This is a genomic window from Acinetobacter sp. BD54 (assembly GCF_044778325.1).
GTDB lineage: Bacteria > Pseudomonadota > Gammaproteobacteria > Pseudomonadales > Moraxellaceae > Acinetobacter > Acinetobacter baumannii.
In genome coordinates, this window is record NZ_JANJEP010000001.1 from 125,683 (window position 1) to 140,459 (window position 14,777).

At 38.9% G+C, this 14,777-nt stretch carries 17 protein-coding genes; 9 read left to right on the plus strand and 8 right to left on the minus strand.

What is annotated here, in order from left to right:
* Positions 1–2: 2 nt before the first annotated feature.
* From NQ782_RS00650 to NQ782_RS00660, 3 genes are all read left to right on the plus strand, one after another.
* Positions 3–2,249 (plus strand): bifunctional prephenate dehydrogenase/3-phosphoshikimate 1-carboxyvinyltransferase, encoded by a 2,247-nt coding sequence (locus NQ782_RS00650; RefSeq protein ID WP_057094676.1) that lies wholly within the window; start codon positions 3–5, stop codon positions 2,247–2,249.
* 127 nt (positions 2,250–2,376) lie between these two features.
* Positions 2,377–2,760, plus strand: coding sequence for a hypothetical protein (locus NQ782_RS00655; RefSeq protein WP_057094674.1), 384 nt, complete (start codon positions 2,377–2,379; stop codon positions 2,758–2,760).
* Between the two features lie 170 nt (positions 2,761–2,930).
* On the plus strand, positions 2,931–4,391 hold the full coding sequence (locus NQ782_RS00660; protein ID WP_057094672.1) for an aminoacyl-histidine dipeptidase: 1,461 nt from the start codon (positions 2,931–2,933) through the stop codon (positions 4,389–4,391).
* A 93-nt stretch (positions 4,392–4,484) separates the two neighbouring features.
* Here the strand turns inward: NQ782_RS00660 and NQ782_RS00665 are convergent, their stop codons facing one another.
* Positions 4,485–5,441, minus strand: coding sequence for a ribonuclease Z (locus NQ782_RS00665; protein WP_032060597.1), 957 nt, complete (start codon positions 5,439–5,441; stop codon positions 4,485–4,487).
* A gap of 198 nt (positions 5,442–5,639) precedes the next feature.
* A complete protein-coding gene (locus tag NQ782_RS00670) occupies positions 5,640–6,272 on the minus strand; it encodes an alpha/beta hydrolase (protein WP_000003115.1) in 633 nt (210 codons plus the stop codon).
* Between the two features lie 126 nt (positions 6,273–6,398).
* Here NQ782_RS00670 and yaaA point away from each other — a divergent pair, with 126 nt between their 5' ends.
* Positions 6,399–7,178 carry a peroxide stress protein YaaA gene (yaaA, locus tag NQ782_RS00675; RefSeq protein WP_057094670.1) on the plus strand — a complete coding sequence of 260 codons (780 nt, stop codon included), beginning with the start codon at positions 6,399–6,401 and terminating at the stop codon, positions 7,176–7,178.
* 198 nt (positions 7,179–7,376) lie between these two features.
* Here the strand turns inward: yaaA and NQ782_RS00680 are convergent, their stop codons facing one another.
* From NQ782_RS00680 to NQ782_RS00700, 5 genes are all read right to left on the minus strand, one after another.
* The gene (locus tag NQ782_RS00680) at positions 7,377–8,162 is read right to left on the minus strand and encodes a thiazole synthase (protein ID WP_001154366.1); all 786 of its coding nucleotides are present in this window, start codon (positions 8,160–8,162) and stop codon (positions 7,377–7,379) included.
* Positions 8,163–8,175: 13 nt separating this feature from the next.
* Positions 8,176–8,373 carry a sulfur carrier protein ThiS gene (gene thiS, locus NQ782_RS00685; RefSeq protein ID WP_001167820.1) on the minus strand — a complete coding sequence of 66 codons (198 nt, stop codon included), beginning with the start codon at positions 8,371–8,373 and terminating at the stop codon, positions 8,176–8,178.
* 13 nt (positions 8,374–8,386) lie between these two features.
* Positions 8,387–8,752 (minus strand): DUF423 domain-containing protein, encoded by a 366-nt coding sequence (locus NQ782_RS00690; RefSeq protein ID WP_000264715.1) that lies wholly within the window; start codon positions 8,750–8,752, stop codon positions 8,387–8,389.
* A 111-nt stretch (positions 8,753–8,863) separates the two neighbouring features.
* Positions 8,864–9,730 carry an RNA polymerase sigma factor RpoH gene (gene rpoH, locus NQ782_RS00695; protein ID WP_001285359.1) on the minus strand — a complete coding sequence of 289 codons (867 nt, stop codon included), beginning with the start codon at positions 9,728–9,730 and terminating at the stop codon, positions 8,864–8,866.
* Between the two features lie 133 nt (positions 9,731–9,863).
* Entirely contained in the window at positions 9,864–10,109 is a 246-nt protein-coding gene (locus NQ782_RS00700) for a sulfurtransferase TusA family protein (protein ID WP_000108398.1), read from the minus strand.
* A gap of 374 nt (positions 10,110–10,483) precedes the next feature.
* Here NQ782_RS00700 and NQ782_RS00705 point away from each other — a divergent pair, with 374 nt between their 5' ends.
* Both NQ782_RS00705 and rhlB read left to right on the plus strand, forming a co-directional pair.
* On the plus strand, positions 10,484–10,696 hold the full coding sequence (locus tag NQ782_RS00705) for a cold-shock protein (RefSeq protein ID WP_000126912.1): 213 nt from the start codon (positions 10,484–10,486) through the stop codon (positions 10,694–10,696).
* Between the two features lie 103 nt (positions 10,697–10,799).
* The gene (rhlB, locus tag NQ782_RS00710) at positions 10,800–11,951 is read left to right on the plus strand and encodes an ATP-dependent RNA helicase RhlB (protein ID WP_000200418.1); all 1,152 of its coding nucleotides are present in this window, start codon (positions 10,800–10,802) and stop codon (positions 11,949–11,951) included.
* A gap of 37 nt (positions 11,952–11,988) precedes the next feature.
* Here rhlB and NQ782_RS00715 read toward each other — a convergent pair whose 3' ends face one another.
* Positions 11,989–12,369: a hypothetical protein gene (locus tag NQ782_RS00715; RefSeq protein WP_057094350.1), complete on the minus strand. Its 381-nt coding sequence runs from the start codon at positions 12,367–12,369 to the stop codon at positions 11,989–11,991.
* Between the two features lie 203 nt (positions 12,370–12,572).
* Here NQ782_RS00715 and NQ782_RS00720 point away from each other — a divergent pair, with 203 nt between their 5' ends.
* From NQ782_RS00720 to NQ782_RS00730, 3 genes are read left to right on the plus strand one after another with little or no spacing between them, the layout of a single operon-like run.
* The gene (locus NQ782_RS00720; protein ID WP_000132180.1) at positions 12,573–13,148 is read left to right on the plus strand and encodes a nitroreductase; all 576 of its coding nucleotides are present in this window, start codon (positions 12,573–12,575) and stop codon (positions 13,146–13,148) included.
* Positions 13,149–13,182: 34 nt separating this feature from the next.
* A complete protein-coding gene (locus tag NQ782_RS00725) occupies positions 13,183–14,256 on the plus strand; it encodes an NAD(P)H-dependent glycerol-3-phosphate dehydrogenase (protein ID WP_000807316.1) in 1,074 nt (357 codons plus the stop codon).
* Between the two features lie 56 nt (positions 14,257–14,312).
* A complete protein-coding gene (locus NQ782_RS00730) occupies positions 14,313–14,768 on the plus strand; it encodes a histidine phosphatase family protein (protein WP_001177595.1) in 456 nt (151 codons plus the stop codon).
* Positions 14,769–14,777: the final 9 nt, after the last annotated feature.

Sequence of the window (14,777 nt, forward strand, 5' to 3'; positions counted from 1 at the left end):
TTATGTCACAACCCCTATTTAAAAAAGTTGCATTTATTGGTTTAGGACTCATTGGGTCGAGTTTGGCTCGCGTTATTGTTGCAGAAAAGTTGGCGACAACTATAGTGGCATCTACACGTTCACAGAAAACTTTAGAAGATGCAAAATCACTTGGCTTAATACAAGAAGGGTTTTCCGATCCTGTAGAAGCTGTGAAAGGGGCGGATTTAGTTGTTTTAGCCTTGCCAGTGCGTGCCACTCAAAAAGTGCTTGAGCAAATTAAACCTTATTTGTCTGAAACCACAATTGTAACTGACGTGGGAAGTACAAAAGGTAATGTCGTAGATGCAGCAAAAGCTGTATTTGGTGAAGATTTACCAGCAGGGTTTGTTCCCGGGCATCCGATTGCGGGAAGTGAACACACGGGTGTCCACGCAGGTAAGGTCGATCTCTTTGCAAATCACAAAGTGATTTTGACGCCATTACCAACCAGTGCAGAATGGGCAGTTGAGAAACTGATTCAACTTTGGTCAGCTGCTAAAGCTGAAGTGATATGTATGGATGTTGCCAAACATGATGAGGTTTTGGCGCATACCAGTCATTTACCGCACTTAATGGCATTTAATCTGGTCGAGCAACTTGCAAACCGTGAAGATAACCTTGATATTTTCCGTTATGCAGCGGGTGGTTTTCGTGACTTTTCACGAATTGCTGCCAGTGATCCTCAAATGTGGCATGACATTTTCTTTGCCAATAAAATAGCCATATTAAATGCTGTAGATGGCTTCGAGAAACAACTTACCGTACTTAGAAAATTGATTGAAAACGAAGATTCTCATGCATTAATGGGTTTACTCGGCCATGCTCAGGCAGCACGTCAGCATTTCAATCATATGTTAGCCAAAAAACCTTTAATGGAGAAAAATAAGGTGACACAGCAATTCAGTATCTTACCGGGAAATAAGGCTTTTAAAGGTAAATTTACCGTACCGGGTGACAAATCTGTGTCACATCGCTCCATTATGTTTGGTGCTATTGCCGAAGGCACTACGCATGTAACAGGCTTCCTTGAAGGTGAAGATGCTTTAGCAACTTTACAAGCTTTCCGTGATATGGGTGTAAGCATTGAAGGCCCTAAAAATGGTGAAGTGACCATTCATGGCGTGGGCATGCATGGCTTAAAAGCACCAGCAAGTGCATTGTATATGGGTAACTCTGGAACAAGCATGCGTTTGCTTTCAGGTATGCTTTCTGCACAAAAGTTTGATTCTGTTATGACAGGTGATGCTTCGCTCTCTAAACGTCCAATGGAGCGTATTGCTAAACCATTACGTTTAATGGGTGCGCAAATCCAAACGACAGGTGAGAAAGGTACACCACCTGTAAGCATTACTGGTGGTCAGCAATTAAAAGGTATTCAATACGATTTACCTATGGCATCTGCTCAGGTGAAGTCGGGTATTTTACTAGCTGGTTTGTGGGCTGAAGGTGAAACTTCGGTCACTGAGCCGGAACCAACACGTGATCATACAGAGCGTATGCTTCGTGCATTTGGCTATGATGTTAAAACTGAAGGCAATAAAATTTCCCTTGTGGGCGGCGGTAAGTTAGTGGGTACTAATATTCAGGTACCATCTGATATTTCATCTGCTGCTTTTTTCATGGTGGGCGCTGCAATTACTGAAGGTGCAGACGTTGTACTTGAAGCGGTAGGTATTAATCCAACACGTACTGGCGTAATTGAAATTTTAAAACAGATGGGTGCTGACCTGACTGTTGAAAATGAGCGTATCGCTGGTGGAGAGCCTATTGCTGATATTCATATTAAAGGTTCACGTACGCTTAAAGGCATTCACATGCCTGAAGATCAAGTGCCTTTAGCAATTGATGAATTCCCAGCCTTATTTATTGCAGCGGCTTGTGCCGAAGGCCAAACAGTATTAACAGGTGCAGCAGAGCTTCGCGTGAAAGAATCTGACCGTATTCAAGTTATGGCAGATGGTTTAAAAATCATGGGCATTGATTGCACACCTACTGAAGATGGCATCATTATCGAAGGTAAAGGCAAATCTGGTGATTGGTCACCAATCTTTGCTGGTGGTGAAATTGAATCACACCATGACCACCGTATTGCCATGAGTTTTAGTATGGCAGGTCTTCGTACTTCTGGTCCGATTACAATTCACGGTACTGAGACTGTTGCTACAAGTTTCCCAACTTTTACTGAGTTGGCGAATCGTGCAGGCTTAACGATTGAAGTTAGCCAATAACTTTTTACCTAACACATTTTATAATTGCTAACACAATAGCAACGGCAGCAGCGAGCTAAAGGCTTGGCTGCTGTTTGTTTATTGCTTATGCTAAGTGCAGATAATGATAAAAGTGTTAGGACAAAGGATGAAAAAATTACAATTTATTGCCAGTTGCCCACAACATGGGGTGCTTGATCATCCACCAAATGAATGCCATATCACTCAAGAATATGTAGCGGCTTTACTGTTTAAACAACTGGGGAATTATGGTTTTGATGCACAGCATATTGTGCATGAACATGAAAAGGTGGAAGTAAGTATTGATAATCACCTTTTACCATTGTCTATTACTTGCCAGCAAACAGACCATGATGGGCATTTAATGTGTGAAATCTCTGCCAATCCTGATGAAGAACAAGACTGGTTTGAGAAAATCGAAACACAAAGTATTATTCGTCAGCTTGCACAGGCTGTTGAAAATAGCTTGAAAGCCGATCATAGCTTTTCAGCATTTGAGTGGAAAAACTAAGCATACGACTGTTAAGACTTATTCATGAAGTACGGCTTTTTAGAAAAGTCGTACAATTTCTTTAGATTAAATATAAAAATACAAAATCTTTCCCGAAATCGCTACCTATCTTTAATGCTTTGTGTATATTGAAATTATTAAGATATTTACATAATTAGAGTGTAGTTTTCATGACACAAGTTGATATTGCAGCATTATCTCCTCAAGTCGTTTGGCAGCATTTTCAAACACTTTGTACTATTCCTCGTCCGTCAAAGCATGAACAGCAACTTCGTGAGTTTTTACAAAACTGGGCCGAAAGTCGGAATTTAGAAACTTATGTAGATGAAGTTGGTAATTTGATTATCCGCAAAAATGCGACTCTGGGTAAAGAACATGTGCCTGGAGTTATTCTTCAGGGCCATTTAGATATGGTTACACAAGCCAATACTGGTACGGTACATGACTTTTTTAAAGACCCGATTCGTCCAGTTCTTGAGGATGGCTGGCTAATTGCCAAAGACACTACTTTAGGTGCTGATAATGGCATTGGGGTGGCTTTGGCATTAGCTGTTTTAGATTCAAATGATATTGCTCATGGCCCAATAGAAGTTCTTTTAACAGTCGATGAAGAAGCAGGGATGAGTGGTGCGCGGCTTTTAGAGACAGGTGTGCTAAAAGGAAAATGGCTATTTAATATTGATACGGAAGAGTGGGGTGAGTTGTATTTGGGGTGTGCTGGTAGTATTGATGTTGAGGTAGAGCAGCCGCTTAATTATGAGCCAATCCCTGAAAATTTGAATATTGTGAATATTGAGGTGGTTGGTCTTAAAGGTGGCCACTCTGGCGTAGATATCCATTTAGGACGTGGCAATGCCAACGTTATTTTGGCTCGCTTTTTAAATCAACATTTAGCCTCACTGGGTGGGCATCTTGTTGAGTTTACAGGTGGTACGGCCCGTAATGCTTTACCGCGAGAAGCAGTGGCAACTATTGCAATTTCGCCTAATCAGTTATCAAGCTTAGAAAAGTTACTTGCTGAATATCAAACGACATGGAAAAAACAGCTAAAGGGTATTGATGACAACTTGCAATTAAGTATTCAATCCACTGGTGCTAAAGTGACCGAAGTGATTAATCAACAACAGCAAAATGAATGGTTGCAAGCTTTAGCAACAAGTCCTTATGGGGTTGCAAGTATGAGTCAGATTCTACCAGATGTAGTTGAAACCTCAAATAACATTGGGGTGGTGAGACTAAATCGAGAAGGTGGAAAAGCTGTCTTAATGGTTCGTTCAATGGTGAACCAAGAAGCTCAAGATTTTGCAGAAAAAATTCAGGCACATTTTAGCCAATTTAATATCGGCTCTACACTTACGCCGTTAGTGTCGGGTTGGACACCAAATCCAGATTCGGCTGCTCTAAAGTGCTTACAACAAGCTTATCAAAATGCATTTAATATTGAGCCAAATCTAAAAGTAATTCATGCAGGCTTAGAATGTGGGATTATTGCTGAACATTACCCACATTTACAGATGGTTTCGTTTGGACCGGATATTCAGGGGGCACATGCACCGGGTGAACGAGTCAAAGTTGATACTGTAGAGAAATGCTGGAAGCTACTGGTAACCGCTTTGGCATCTGTAGAGTAATTTTTTAAGAGATAAGAAGCTCAATTATGAGCTTCTTAAACTTTTATATGGAAATGATATGTAGCTAATTCGATCTCACAACAAATATAATTTTTACTCGATTTTTAAAAGTTGTCCTGTTTCATTTAAAGTAAATTCATCAAAATCATTCGCTAAATAAAAATGACCTTTATAAAACTGGCGAACTTCTTCGATAATAGCTTGCTGCCCAGTCTTATCCTGATGTCTAGGGCTAAAGTGTGTCAGAATTAAATTGTCTAGAGATTGCTGCTCAGCAAATTCAGCCACCATTTTTGCTGAGCTGTGCATTGGTCCTTTACCTACTTTATCTAAGACTGTTTGCAAATAAGTTGCTTCATGAATAAGTAATTGAGCATCCTTACAAGCATCGGCTAATAATTCTGGCCGATCATTATCACCACCTATAATTGCATGAATCTGCTGATTTTGAATTTTGATAAAGTCTTGAGATTTTAAAATTCGCCCTTCAAACTCTACATCGTAGCCTCGTTTTAAATGCCCCCAAATATCGCCTTTAGGTATGCCAAGCTGAGTTAAAGCTTGAATATCTATCTTCTTCTGGGTGGATTTTATATAAATACTAAATGCAAAACTCGGAACACGATGACTTAGTGGATGTGCTTGAATAAAGAGTTCATCGGTGAGCTGCTGTGGCCGAGTTGCTTCATTAACATCAATAAATTTTATTGAATAAGGCAAATGTAAGTCTGTAAGTTGAGCAGTGATTTCAAACCATTGTTGAATTTCTTTGGGCGCAATCACGATTAGGGGTTTGTTACGAGCATTCATGCCTGCACTTGCCAGTAAACCAACTAGGCCATAACAATGATCGCCGTGAACGTGTGTAATACAAATGGCAATTAAGTTTTGTAGTGAGAGTCTAGCTTGCTGAATACGATGCTGTGTACCTTCACCAGCATCAACTAAAATCCAGTCCTTATTTTTACTGTTACGAACAGCTAATCCTGAAACATTGCGTGAAAGCGTGGGTACACCTGATGATGTGCCTAAAAAGGTAAAATGAAGCATATTCTTGGAATTTTTTAGTCAAATGCGTAATTTTTATATTATAGACACTTATTAAAATTTTATAAAAATTATGGTGCATGGTAGCGACCGAGTAAAAAAATATTTAGCGCGTTTTGGATTGAGTTGGAATAATTTTCAATAATGACATGGCTTAAAAATGATGGGCATAGACTCAATCTATGCCCATCAGGTTACCGTTTATTTCATAATAATAAAACGTGTAATGATTTGGCGAAGCTGTTTTAAATAACCTGTAAAGAAGTGGTTGGCGCCCGGCAAAATCGTAATTGGATGCTTTTGTGGTTTTGCCCACTCAATTGCATCTGAAAGTAAGGTAATGTCATCTTGCTCACCATGAATGAGTAGAATATCACCTTGAATTTCAGGTGTTTTATAGTGACGTAAGCCCACAACAGTAGCTGTTGGTAAACCACATAAAATTAACTGTACTGGCTGTAATTCAGGGCTAAGCTGCGCATGACATTTTGCCAAAACATGTGAGCCAAAGCTAAAGCCACCTGCATAAAATGGCAAACCTGCATGAAGCTTACGGACATGCTCAATCACAGCTAAAATATCTTCAGTTTCTCCATGACCTTCATCATGAACACCTTCACTGCCGCCTAAACCACGGAAACTAGGACGGTAAACAATACAGCCATATTCATTAAAGATTTGGGTTAAAAGAGCAGGGACTTTATGTTGAGGGGTTCCACCTTGTAATGGGTGAGGGTGACAAACAACTGCAAAGCCTTTGATTTCACCTTCAGGGCGGTCAACAAAAAGTTCAATTTTACCTACTGGACCCTGGATGAAAATTTGCTCAGACATAGAAGAACCGCTAAATAACAATACGTAAGTGCTATTTTACCGATAGTCGTCATTGAAAACACGAGTTAGCATTAAAAAATATCTACTGTTATAGTTGGCATTAATAATAATTTTTTCAGGTTGTCTATGCTTGCTTTAATTTCTCCTGCAAAAACTTTAGATTATGAAACAGCGTTACCTACAGATGAGTTTACTCAGCCGCGCTTGTTAGAAAACTCAGCACAATTAATTGATGTTTGTCGCAAACTTTCTGCTTCGGAAATTGCGAGTCTAATGAGTGTCAGTGAAAAAATTGCCACACTTAATGCTGATCGTTTTAGAGACTGGAAGCCAGAATTTGATTTTTCAAATGCTCGTCAGGCAATTTATGCATTTAAAGGAGATGTTTATACTGGTTTAGATGCTTATCACTTAAAAGATAAAGATATTGATTTTGCTCAGCAGCATTTGCGTATGCTCTCTGGTTTATATGGTTTATTGCGTCCTTTAGATTTAATGATGCCTTATCGTTTAGAGATGGGTACTAAATTAAAAAATACGCGCGGTCATAATTTGTATGAATTTTGGGGTGATATTATCACCAATCAGATTAATGAAGACTTGGCAGCAATTAAATCAGAATTGCTGGTAAATTTGGCTTCAGATGAATATTACAAATCTGTCAATGAAAAGAAAATTAAGGCTGAAATTGTGAAGCCTGTTTTCCTTGACCAGAAAAATGGCAAATATAAAGTCATTAGTTTCTATGCGAAAAAAGCACGTGGTTTAATGGCTCGTTTTATTATTGAAAACCAATTAAATAAAGCTGAGGATCTTAAAGCTTTTAATACTGAAGGTTACTACTTTGATGCTGATAACTCATCGGCAAAAGAGTTGGTGTTTAAGCGTGATGAGCAAGTGGCTTAGTCTTACTCAACTTAAACTCTCGTAAGCGATGATTATCGTGAGGTGGCATGGATGCCACCGTTTCGCTGTATTACATGGATGTAATATCAGCGAAACAAAAGATTTTTGTTACTTTTCATCTTTGAAAAGTAAAATGCCTATACAAGTTGCACTAAAATTACAACGGCAATTAAAGGCTGTACTCTTGCAAGAAATAAATTATTTAAAGAAATAACCTGTTTCTGGTGAACTTGCATTTGCCATGCGTTTGCGTGGCATACGCCCAGCTAAAAATGCTTCACGTCCTGCTTCAACAGCTTTCTTCATTGCAGAAGCCATCAAAATAGGATTTTGAGCAGCTGCAATCGCTGTGTTCATCAATACGCCATCACAACCAAGCTCCATCGCAATCGCAGCGTCACTTGCTGTACCAACACCTGCATCTACTAAAACCGGTACTTTGGCATTTTCTTTAATAATTGAAATGGTATGCGGGTTTAAAATACCTAGGCCTGAACCAATCAAACTACCTAAAGGCATAATTGCAACACAGCCCATACTTTCAAGTTCTTGAGCAATGATTGGGTCGTCAGAGGTATAGACCATAATCTCAAAACCGTCATCAATCAAAGTGCGAGCGGCTTTTAAAGTCTCGGTTACATTTGGATATAAAGTTTTTTCATCACCCAACACTTCAAGTTTTACTAGGTTATGACCATCAAGTAGCTCGCGCGCTAGCATACACGTGCGTACTGCGCTGTCAGCGTCAAAACAACCTGCGGTATTTGGCAAGATTGTATATTTTTCTGGTGGAATGACAGAAAGTAAATTCGGTTGATCTGGATTTTGTCCAATATTCACACGGCGGATTGCGACAGTTACGATTTCTGCACCACTAGCTTGAATGGCTAAATCCGTTTCATTTAAGTCTTTATATTTCCCTGTTCCTACCAATAAACGAGATTGAAAAGAACGTGAACCAATAATGAGAGGGGTGTCTTGCATGGATAACTCCGACTTAGCCGCCGCCAACAGCGTGAATAATTTCGATACGGTCATGTTGAGCAATCGTAATTTGCTCTAATTTGCTTTTAGGCACGATTTGCTGATTGTGTTCAACAGCAAAACGTTTTCCTTCAAGTGCCAGTTCCTGAATGAGTTGCAACAGGTTTTGGCTAGGCGTGTCCGTTAATTCGCCATTTAAATAAATTTGCATGATCACATTCCGATTATTTTGCGTATTTGAAAGCATTCCAAGCCAAGATTAGCCATCCAGCAATCATCAAAGCTCCACCTATTGGCGTAATTGCGCCTAATATCCGCGGTAAACCCAATGCCATGATATAAAGCGAACCACAAAAGAACAGAATGCCAATCTGAATAAGCAAGAAAGATAACTTGATTGGGAAATGAGGAAGAACCTTGCTTAAAATACCAAGCGCTAACAATCCAAGCGCATGATAAAAAAAGTAGTCGGTTGCAGTCTGCCACCAAGCAAGTTGTTCAGGACTCGCGTGAGCTTTAAGACCATGTGCTCCAAAAGCACCCAACATGACTGCGAAAGCAAGATTAAGGGCTGAAATGGCAATCCACATAACAAAAAACGCAACTGAATAATGAAAGGCAACGTTACCATAGAATAGGTTGGCTAAACATAGCCAGATAAAACAAAAGGGCTTATCGCCCTTTTATTTTTTTGATTTTCTTTAGCTTGCAGACATTGCGACTTTAATTTTTTCCATCGCATTCTTTTCAAGCTGACGAATACGTTCGGCAGAAACATTATATTCAGCAGCAAGCTCATGGAGGGTAGATTTATCGTCATCTAACCAACGGCGCTGCAAAATATTACGTGAACGGTCATCTAGCTGGTTCATTGCGTCATGCAAAGCAGATGTACTTTGTTCTTCCCAATCCTCATTTTCTACTAAACGAGCAGGGTCATAACGATTATCTTCAAGATATAACACTGGCGCAGTGTGCGGGGTGTCATCATCGTCATCGCCTTGAGCTTCAAAAGCAGCATCATATGCTGTTAAACGACCTTCCATTTCTAAAACTTGTTCTGGAGTAACATTTAAGTCGTTTGCAATAGATTGTGCTTCTTCTAATGTGAGCTTTTTACTCGATTTTTTTAAGCTGCGTAAATTGAAGAAAAGTTTACGCTGAGCTTTGGTTGTTGCAATTTTTACAATACGCCAGTTACGAATAACATATTCGTGGATTTCTGCCTTAATCCAGTGGACGGCAAAAGATACAAGACGTACGCCCATATTTGGGTCAAAACGTTTTACGGCTTTCATTAAGCCTAAGTTACCTTCTTGAATAAGGTCACCTTGAGGTAGGCCATAACCTGCATAGCTGCGCGCAATGTGAACGACGAAGCGTAAATGCGACATTACCAGCATTTTTGCGGCATCAAGATCTTGGTCATAATAATAACGCTCAGCAAGCTCTTTTTCTTGCTCAGCCGTTAAAATAGGAATCTGATTGACAGTACTGATATATGCACCAAGGTTTACACCGGGCGCAGACAATGACAGGGGCATCAATTGATTGCTGCTGTCACTCATGAGTTCTCCTTATAGGATAGGATGGATTAACCAATAAGTTCATCTTAATTTGAATCGGCTTCATAATTAAGGAAAATTGGGTATAGAAATGTAAAATTTTATGCAGTTTCTAATCTTTTAGTTTAGCAAAGAATTATTGAGTTTCAATTAAATAGTGAAATTCTCTTTCTGAAATCTGCATGGTTTGACACGTAAAATGATGTAATTGGCAATAACGTGTTACATCAATTTCACTATGCGGGTCAGATGATTTTAATAAGAATAGTTGTTTTCCCGATAATTTTTTAAGTTCACGTTTCAACATTAATAATGGCATTGGACAAGGTTGGCCAAGGGCATTAATTTCAATAGGCGTCGTAGCGGAAGAAGTAGTGCTCATTCATCATCAAAACAACTAAAAAAATTATTTTAACAAATTTTTGTAAACACTACATAACTTTATATAAAGAACAACTAATCAATACTGATAAAAATTATTGTAATAAGCTGTTTAAAAAAACAGCTAAAAATAGGGGAAATAAATGAAAAAAATTCTATTAATTGTCATAAACCCGTGTTAAGCTCGAACCGTTTTAGGAATTACCACACAGTTAAATTGTTTTAATAACCCTATAACAAATGGATGTAACCGGAAATTGTTGATAGTTTTACAGAATGATTACAAGCTTTAAGATTATAAAAATTTTAAAACCTTGTTTGCTCTGCTGTTTGCAACACCGGAAGGTCCTTTTTTCATCATCTGAGGATTGACTTATGACAGCTCGTGAACAAGGCGTAGTAAAGTGGTTTAATGACACTAAAGGCTTTGGTTTTATTCAACGTAACGGCGGCGACGATGTATTCGTTCACTTCCGTGCAATCGTAGGTGACGGTCACCGTTCTCTACGTGACGGTCAACGTGTAGAATTTAGCGTTGTACAAGGTCAAAAAGGTTTTCAAGCTGAAAATGTTCAGCCTTTAGACTAATTCATCTTTTTGATGAATCATGGACGCTCCAATTTTTGAATTGGGGCGTTTTTGTTTATAATGATCTTCTCATTCGAGAGATTGTTTGTTAGAGCGCGTATTTATGACATCTGGTTTTGAAACCTTGAATTTACATCCGCAACTTAAAAAGGCGATTGATGCTTTAGGGTTTACTCAAATGACCCCAATTCAGCAAAAGGTTTTAAAATATACATTAGCCGGGCATGATGCAATTGGGCGAGCACAGACAGGTACAGGTAAGACTGCTGCCTTTCTGATTAGTGTAATTAATGATTTGCTCAATAATCCGGTTCAGGAGCAACGCTTCCGTGGTGAGCCTCGTGCTTTAATCTTAGCACCTACTCGTGAGTTGGCATTGCAGATTGAAAGTGATGCAAAATCTCTCACAAAATTTTCTAATTTACACCTAGTGACCCTATTAGGTGGCGTTGATTTCGATAAGCAGAAGAAGCAGCTTGATGCTAATTTTGTCGATATCATGGTTGCCACACCAGGGCGTTTAATTGATTTTGTAGAACAAAAAGAAGTTTGGCTCGATCAAATTGAATTTTTAGTGATTGATGAAGCTGACCGTTTATTGGATATGGGCTTTATTCCATCAGTAAAACGTATTGTGCGTTATTCACCACGTAAGGAACAACGACAAACCTTAATGTTCTCTGCAACATTTAGTTATGATGTCTTGAACTTGGCAAGACAGTGGTTATTTGAACCAGTAACTGTTGAAATTGAACCTGAACAAAAGACCAATAATGATGTCGAACAACGTGTTTACGTTGTGGCTAAACAAGATAAATATCGTCTTTTACAAGATATTTTACGTGAAGAGCCAATTGATAAAGTTATGATCTTTGCCAATCGCCGTGATCAGGTACGTCGTCTTTACGACCATTTGAAAAAAGATGGATACAAAGTGGGGATGCTATCTGGTGAAATTGCTCAAGATAAACGTTTAAAAATGTTGGAGCAGTTTAAGCAAGGCAAGCATAACATCATGATCGCAACCGATGTTGCTGGTCGTGGTATTCATGTAGACGGCGTATCACATGTAGTGAATTTTACATTGCCTGAGCAGTCTGATGATTATGTCCATCGTATTGGTCGTACAGGTCGTGCAGGGGCACAAGGGGTAAGTATTAGTTTCTTATCTGAAGATGATGCTTTCTATTTACCCGAAATTGAAAAAGCAATTGGTAAGAAATTGCCTCTAACCCGACTAGATGGTTATTGCTAATAAAAAATCCCAATCATTTGATTGGGATTTTTATTGATTAATTTATTTTACAATAGAAGGTAAGCGTTGTTTGATAGTCATCATCTTTTGCTAAAGATGCATTTTTACCCGTTAAAGTACCGATGACACCCGCAGCAGCTTCTACCATTTGACCAGTCTTTTCACTTACCACATCTTTTAAAACCCCATGGTAAGACGTTTTTTCATCAACAATAACTGGCGTTGTGCTCTTAGAGCATGTTTTTTGTGCCGCAGTAACCGCATTATTCTTTGCAATTAAATTGGTTTTGCCAATTCCAGTCACTTCAAACTGATTATTTTCTTTTTGAATCGCTAAAGTGTTTTTAGGCGTGGTTGCACAAGCACCTAGTAATAAAACAACACTGCTCATTGCGCTCGCTAAAATTATTTTTTTCATAATGCACCTAAGTTAATCACCAAAAGATAGGGTTATTTGAACATAAGTTTTCTAATTGATTTTGAAGACGTTGTATGAGTTTTGATGTTTTGTATTAAAAAATGTCAAACTATGAATTCACTAAGTTTATAAGCTAGATTCAATGGTGGATTAACGGTAGATTATGCTAATCTATTTCGAATTTTTGAGTTAGATTAATATTAATGACGGATTCAGCAATACAAATAATTCACCAAAATATTCATCAGCGTCAGTCTATTGGCCAATTAGTTGAGCCAGCCCCAAATACAGACCAGTTAGAGTTGGCTTTTCAGGCAGCTTTAACAGCTCCAGATCATCATAGACTTAAGCCAACGCGTTTTGTAATTGTGTCAGGTGACCAACGTGCTGCTTTTGGTGAAGTTCTGGCAAAAGCATTGGTCGATTTGGGTGAGTCTGATCCTGCACAGCTTGAACGAGTGAAGCAACATCCTTTTCGAGCTCCTTTACTCATTTTAGCTCTTACGCAATTACAAGATCATCCGAAAGTTCCACACTTCGAACAAATTTTGAGTACAGGCGCAGCAGTACAAAATCTTTTGTTATCTTTACAAGCTCAAGGGTTCTCGACCATGTGGCGTAGTGGTGCCGTTGTCGAATCAAACTGGTTAAAACAGCATTTAGGTCTGCAACCGCATGATTTGATTTCAGGTATTATTTATGTCGGCACAGCAGCTAAAGCAATTGCACCGCGTGCAGATATTGATAGTAAAGAATTCGTAAAAGTTTGGCAGGCTTAAACGTCTGTAAAAGTAAGAAATAGGATAATAAAGCATGGCTGAATTTAAGTTTACAGATTTGGTGGAACCTGTTGCGGTCGATAAAAAAACGGCATTACGTATTACCGTTTTAGGGGGCGGTAGCTTTGGTACAGCTATGGCAAATTTAGCTGCTCGTAATGGCTGCGATACCATGATCTGGATTCGTGATGCCGAAACAGCAGAAGAAATTAATAAAACCCATATTAATAAACGTTATTTACCAGACTTCACTTTAGAATCTTCATTACGTGCAGTTTCTGATCTTGAGCAAGCAGTATGTGATCGAGATATTATTTTAGTTGCAATTCCAAGCCACTCATTCCGTGACGTTTTAAAACAAATAGCGCCTTATATTACTGCACAAGCTGTGGTGTCTTTAACCAAAGGTGTTGAAGCTAAAACATTTAGCTTCATGAGTGATATTATTCGTGAAGAATTACCAGAAGTGCCGTATGGCGTATTGTCAGGACCAAATCTTGCTAAAGAAATTATGGCAGGTATGCCTTCTGGTACTGTAATTGCAAGTGATTCTGAACTCGTCCGTTATGCCGTACAGCATGCACTTCATAGTGCGTTATTCCGTGTTTTTGGTAGCGATGATGTACATGGAGTTGAGTTAGGCGGTGCCCTTAAGAATATTTATGCCGTTGCTATGGGAATTGGGGCAGCATATAAAATTGGTGAAAATACCAAGAGTATGATTTTAACGCGTGCTTTGGCTGAAATGAGCCGTTTCGCGGTAAAACAAGGTGCAAACCCACTTACGTTCTTAGGTTTATCTGGAGTAGGTGATTTATTTGCGACTTGTAATAGTCCATTAAGCCGTAATTATCAAATTGGTTATGCGCTAGGTTCTGGTAAAACGCTTGAACAAGCGAGTAAAGAATTAGGTCAAACTGCAGAAGGTATTAACACGATTGTTCAGGTGCGTGGCAAGGCACAAGAACTAGACGTATATATGCCAATTACCAATGCTTTATATGAGGTCATTTTTGAAGGCGCTCCACCATTAAATATTGCACTTTCTCTTATGAAAAATGGACACCGTAGTGATGTCGAGTTTGTTTTACCTCATCATGAAGTCTGACGAATAAATGTCATAAATTGTGGTTATAATGCAGGAATTGTTTACAAGGAAATTTTATGCAACTGACATTAGTTCGTCATGGGGAAGCTGCTCCGCCAGTAAATGGTAATGATATTAAACGTCCCCTTACTGCGCGTGGACATGCACAGGCTGAGCAAACGGCAACCTTTTTAAAAGATATTGTAAAACCAGATATTTTTGTTGTTAGTCCTTTGCTGCGTGCTCAGGAAACGTTGGCGCATATCCAGACCTATTTTAAAGATGTGCCAGTGTTGTTATGCGACAAAATTAAGCCTGACGATGATGCAAAAGAAGCGATTGAATGGCTATCTCAAATTCCTTATGAGTCGATTGTGGTTGTTTGCCATATGAATGTGGTAGGGCATATTGCAGAGTTACTTACTCATGAAAATTTCAATCCATTTGCACTTGCTGAAGCTAGAATTTATGATCAAGCTGTTATTGCAAATGGTTTATCAACACAAAAAAATAGTTTTATACCCACAATATAATTAAAAAGG

Coding starts and splice junctions, on each gene's coding strand:
- NQ782_RS00690 (WP_000264715.1), bottom strand. CDS start 8,752: ATGTGGATTGCCATTTCAGCCCTTAATCTTGCTTTCGCAGTCATGTTG.
- NQ782_RS00705 (WP_000126912.1), top strand. CDS start 10,484: ATGACAGCTCGTGAACAAGGCGTAGTAAAGTGGTTTAATGACACTAAA.
- yaaA (WP_057094670.1), top strand. CDS start 6,399: ATGCTTGCTTTAATTTCTCCTGCAAAAACTTTAGATTATGAAACAGCG.
- NQ782_RS00725 (WP_000807316.1), top strand. CDS start 13,183: ATGGCTGAATTTAAGTTTACAGATTTGGTGGAACCTGTTGCGGTCGAT.
- NQ782_RS00650 (WP_057094676.1), top strand. CDS start 3: ATGTCACAACCCCTATTTAAAAAAGTTGCATTTATTGGTTTAGGACTC.
- rpoH (WP_001285359.1), bottom strand. CDS start 9,730: ATGAGTGACAGCAGCAATCAATTGATGCCCCTGTCATTGTCTGCGCCC.
- NQ782_RS00680 (WP_001154366.1), bottom strand. CDS start 8,162: ATGCAAGACACCCCTCTCATTATTGGTTCACGTTCTTTTCAATCTCGT.
- NQ782_RS00655 (WP_057094674.1), top strand. CDS start 2,377: ATGAAAAAATTACAATTTATTGCCAGTTGCCCACAACATGGGGTGCTT.
- NQ782_RS00720 (WP_000132180.1), top strand. CDS start 12,573: ATGACGGATTCAGCAATACAAATAATTCACCAAAATATTCATCAGCGT.
- rhlB (WP_000200418.1), top strand. CDS start 10,800: ATGACATCTGGTTTTGAAACCTTGAATTTACATCCGCAACTTAAAAAG.
- NQ782_RS00670 (WP_000003115.1), bottom strand. CDS start 6,272: ATGTCTGAGCAAATTTTCATCCAGGGTCCAGTAGGTAAAATTGAACTT.
- NQ782_RS00660 (WP_057094672.1), top strand. CDS start 2,931: ATGACACAAGTTGATATTGCAGCATTATCTCCTCAAGTCGTTTGGCAG.
- NQ782_RS00730 (WP_001177595.1), top strand. CDS start 14,313: ATGCAACTGACATTAGTTCGTCATGGGGAAGCTGCTCCGCCAGTAAAT.
- thiS (WP_001167820.1), bottom strand. CDS start 8,373: ATGCAAATTTATTTAAATGGCGAATTAACGGACACGCCTAGCCAAAAC.
- NQ782_RS00715 (WP_057094350.1), bottom strand. CDS start 12,369: ATGAAAAAAATAATTTTAGCGAGCGCAATGAGCAGTGTTGTTTTATTA.
- NQ782_RS00700 (WP_000108398.1), bottom strand. CDS start 10,109: ATGAGCACTACTTCTTCCGCTACGACGCCTATTGAAATTAATGCCCTT.
- NQ782_RS00665 (WP_032060597.1), bottom strand. CDS start 5,441: ATGCTTCATTTTACCTTTTTAGGCACATCATCAGGTGTACCCACGCTT.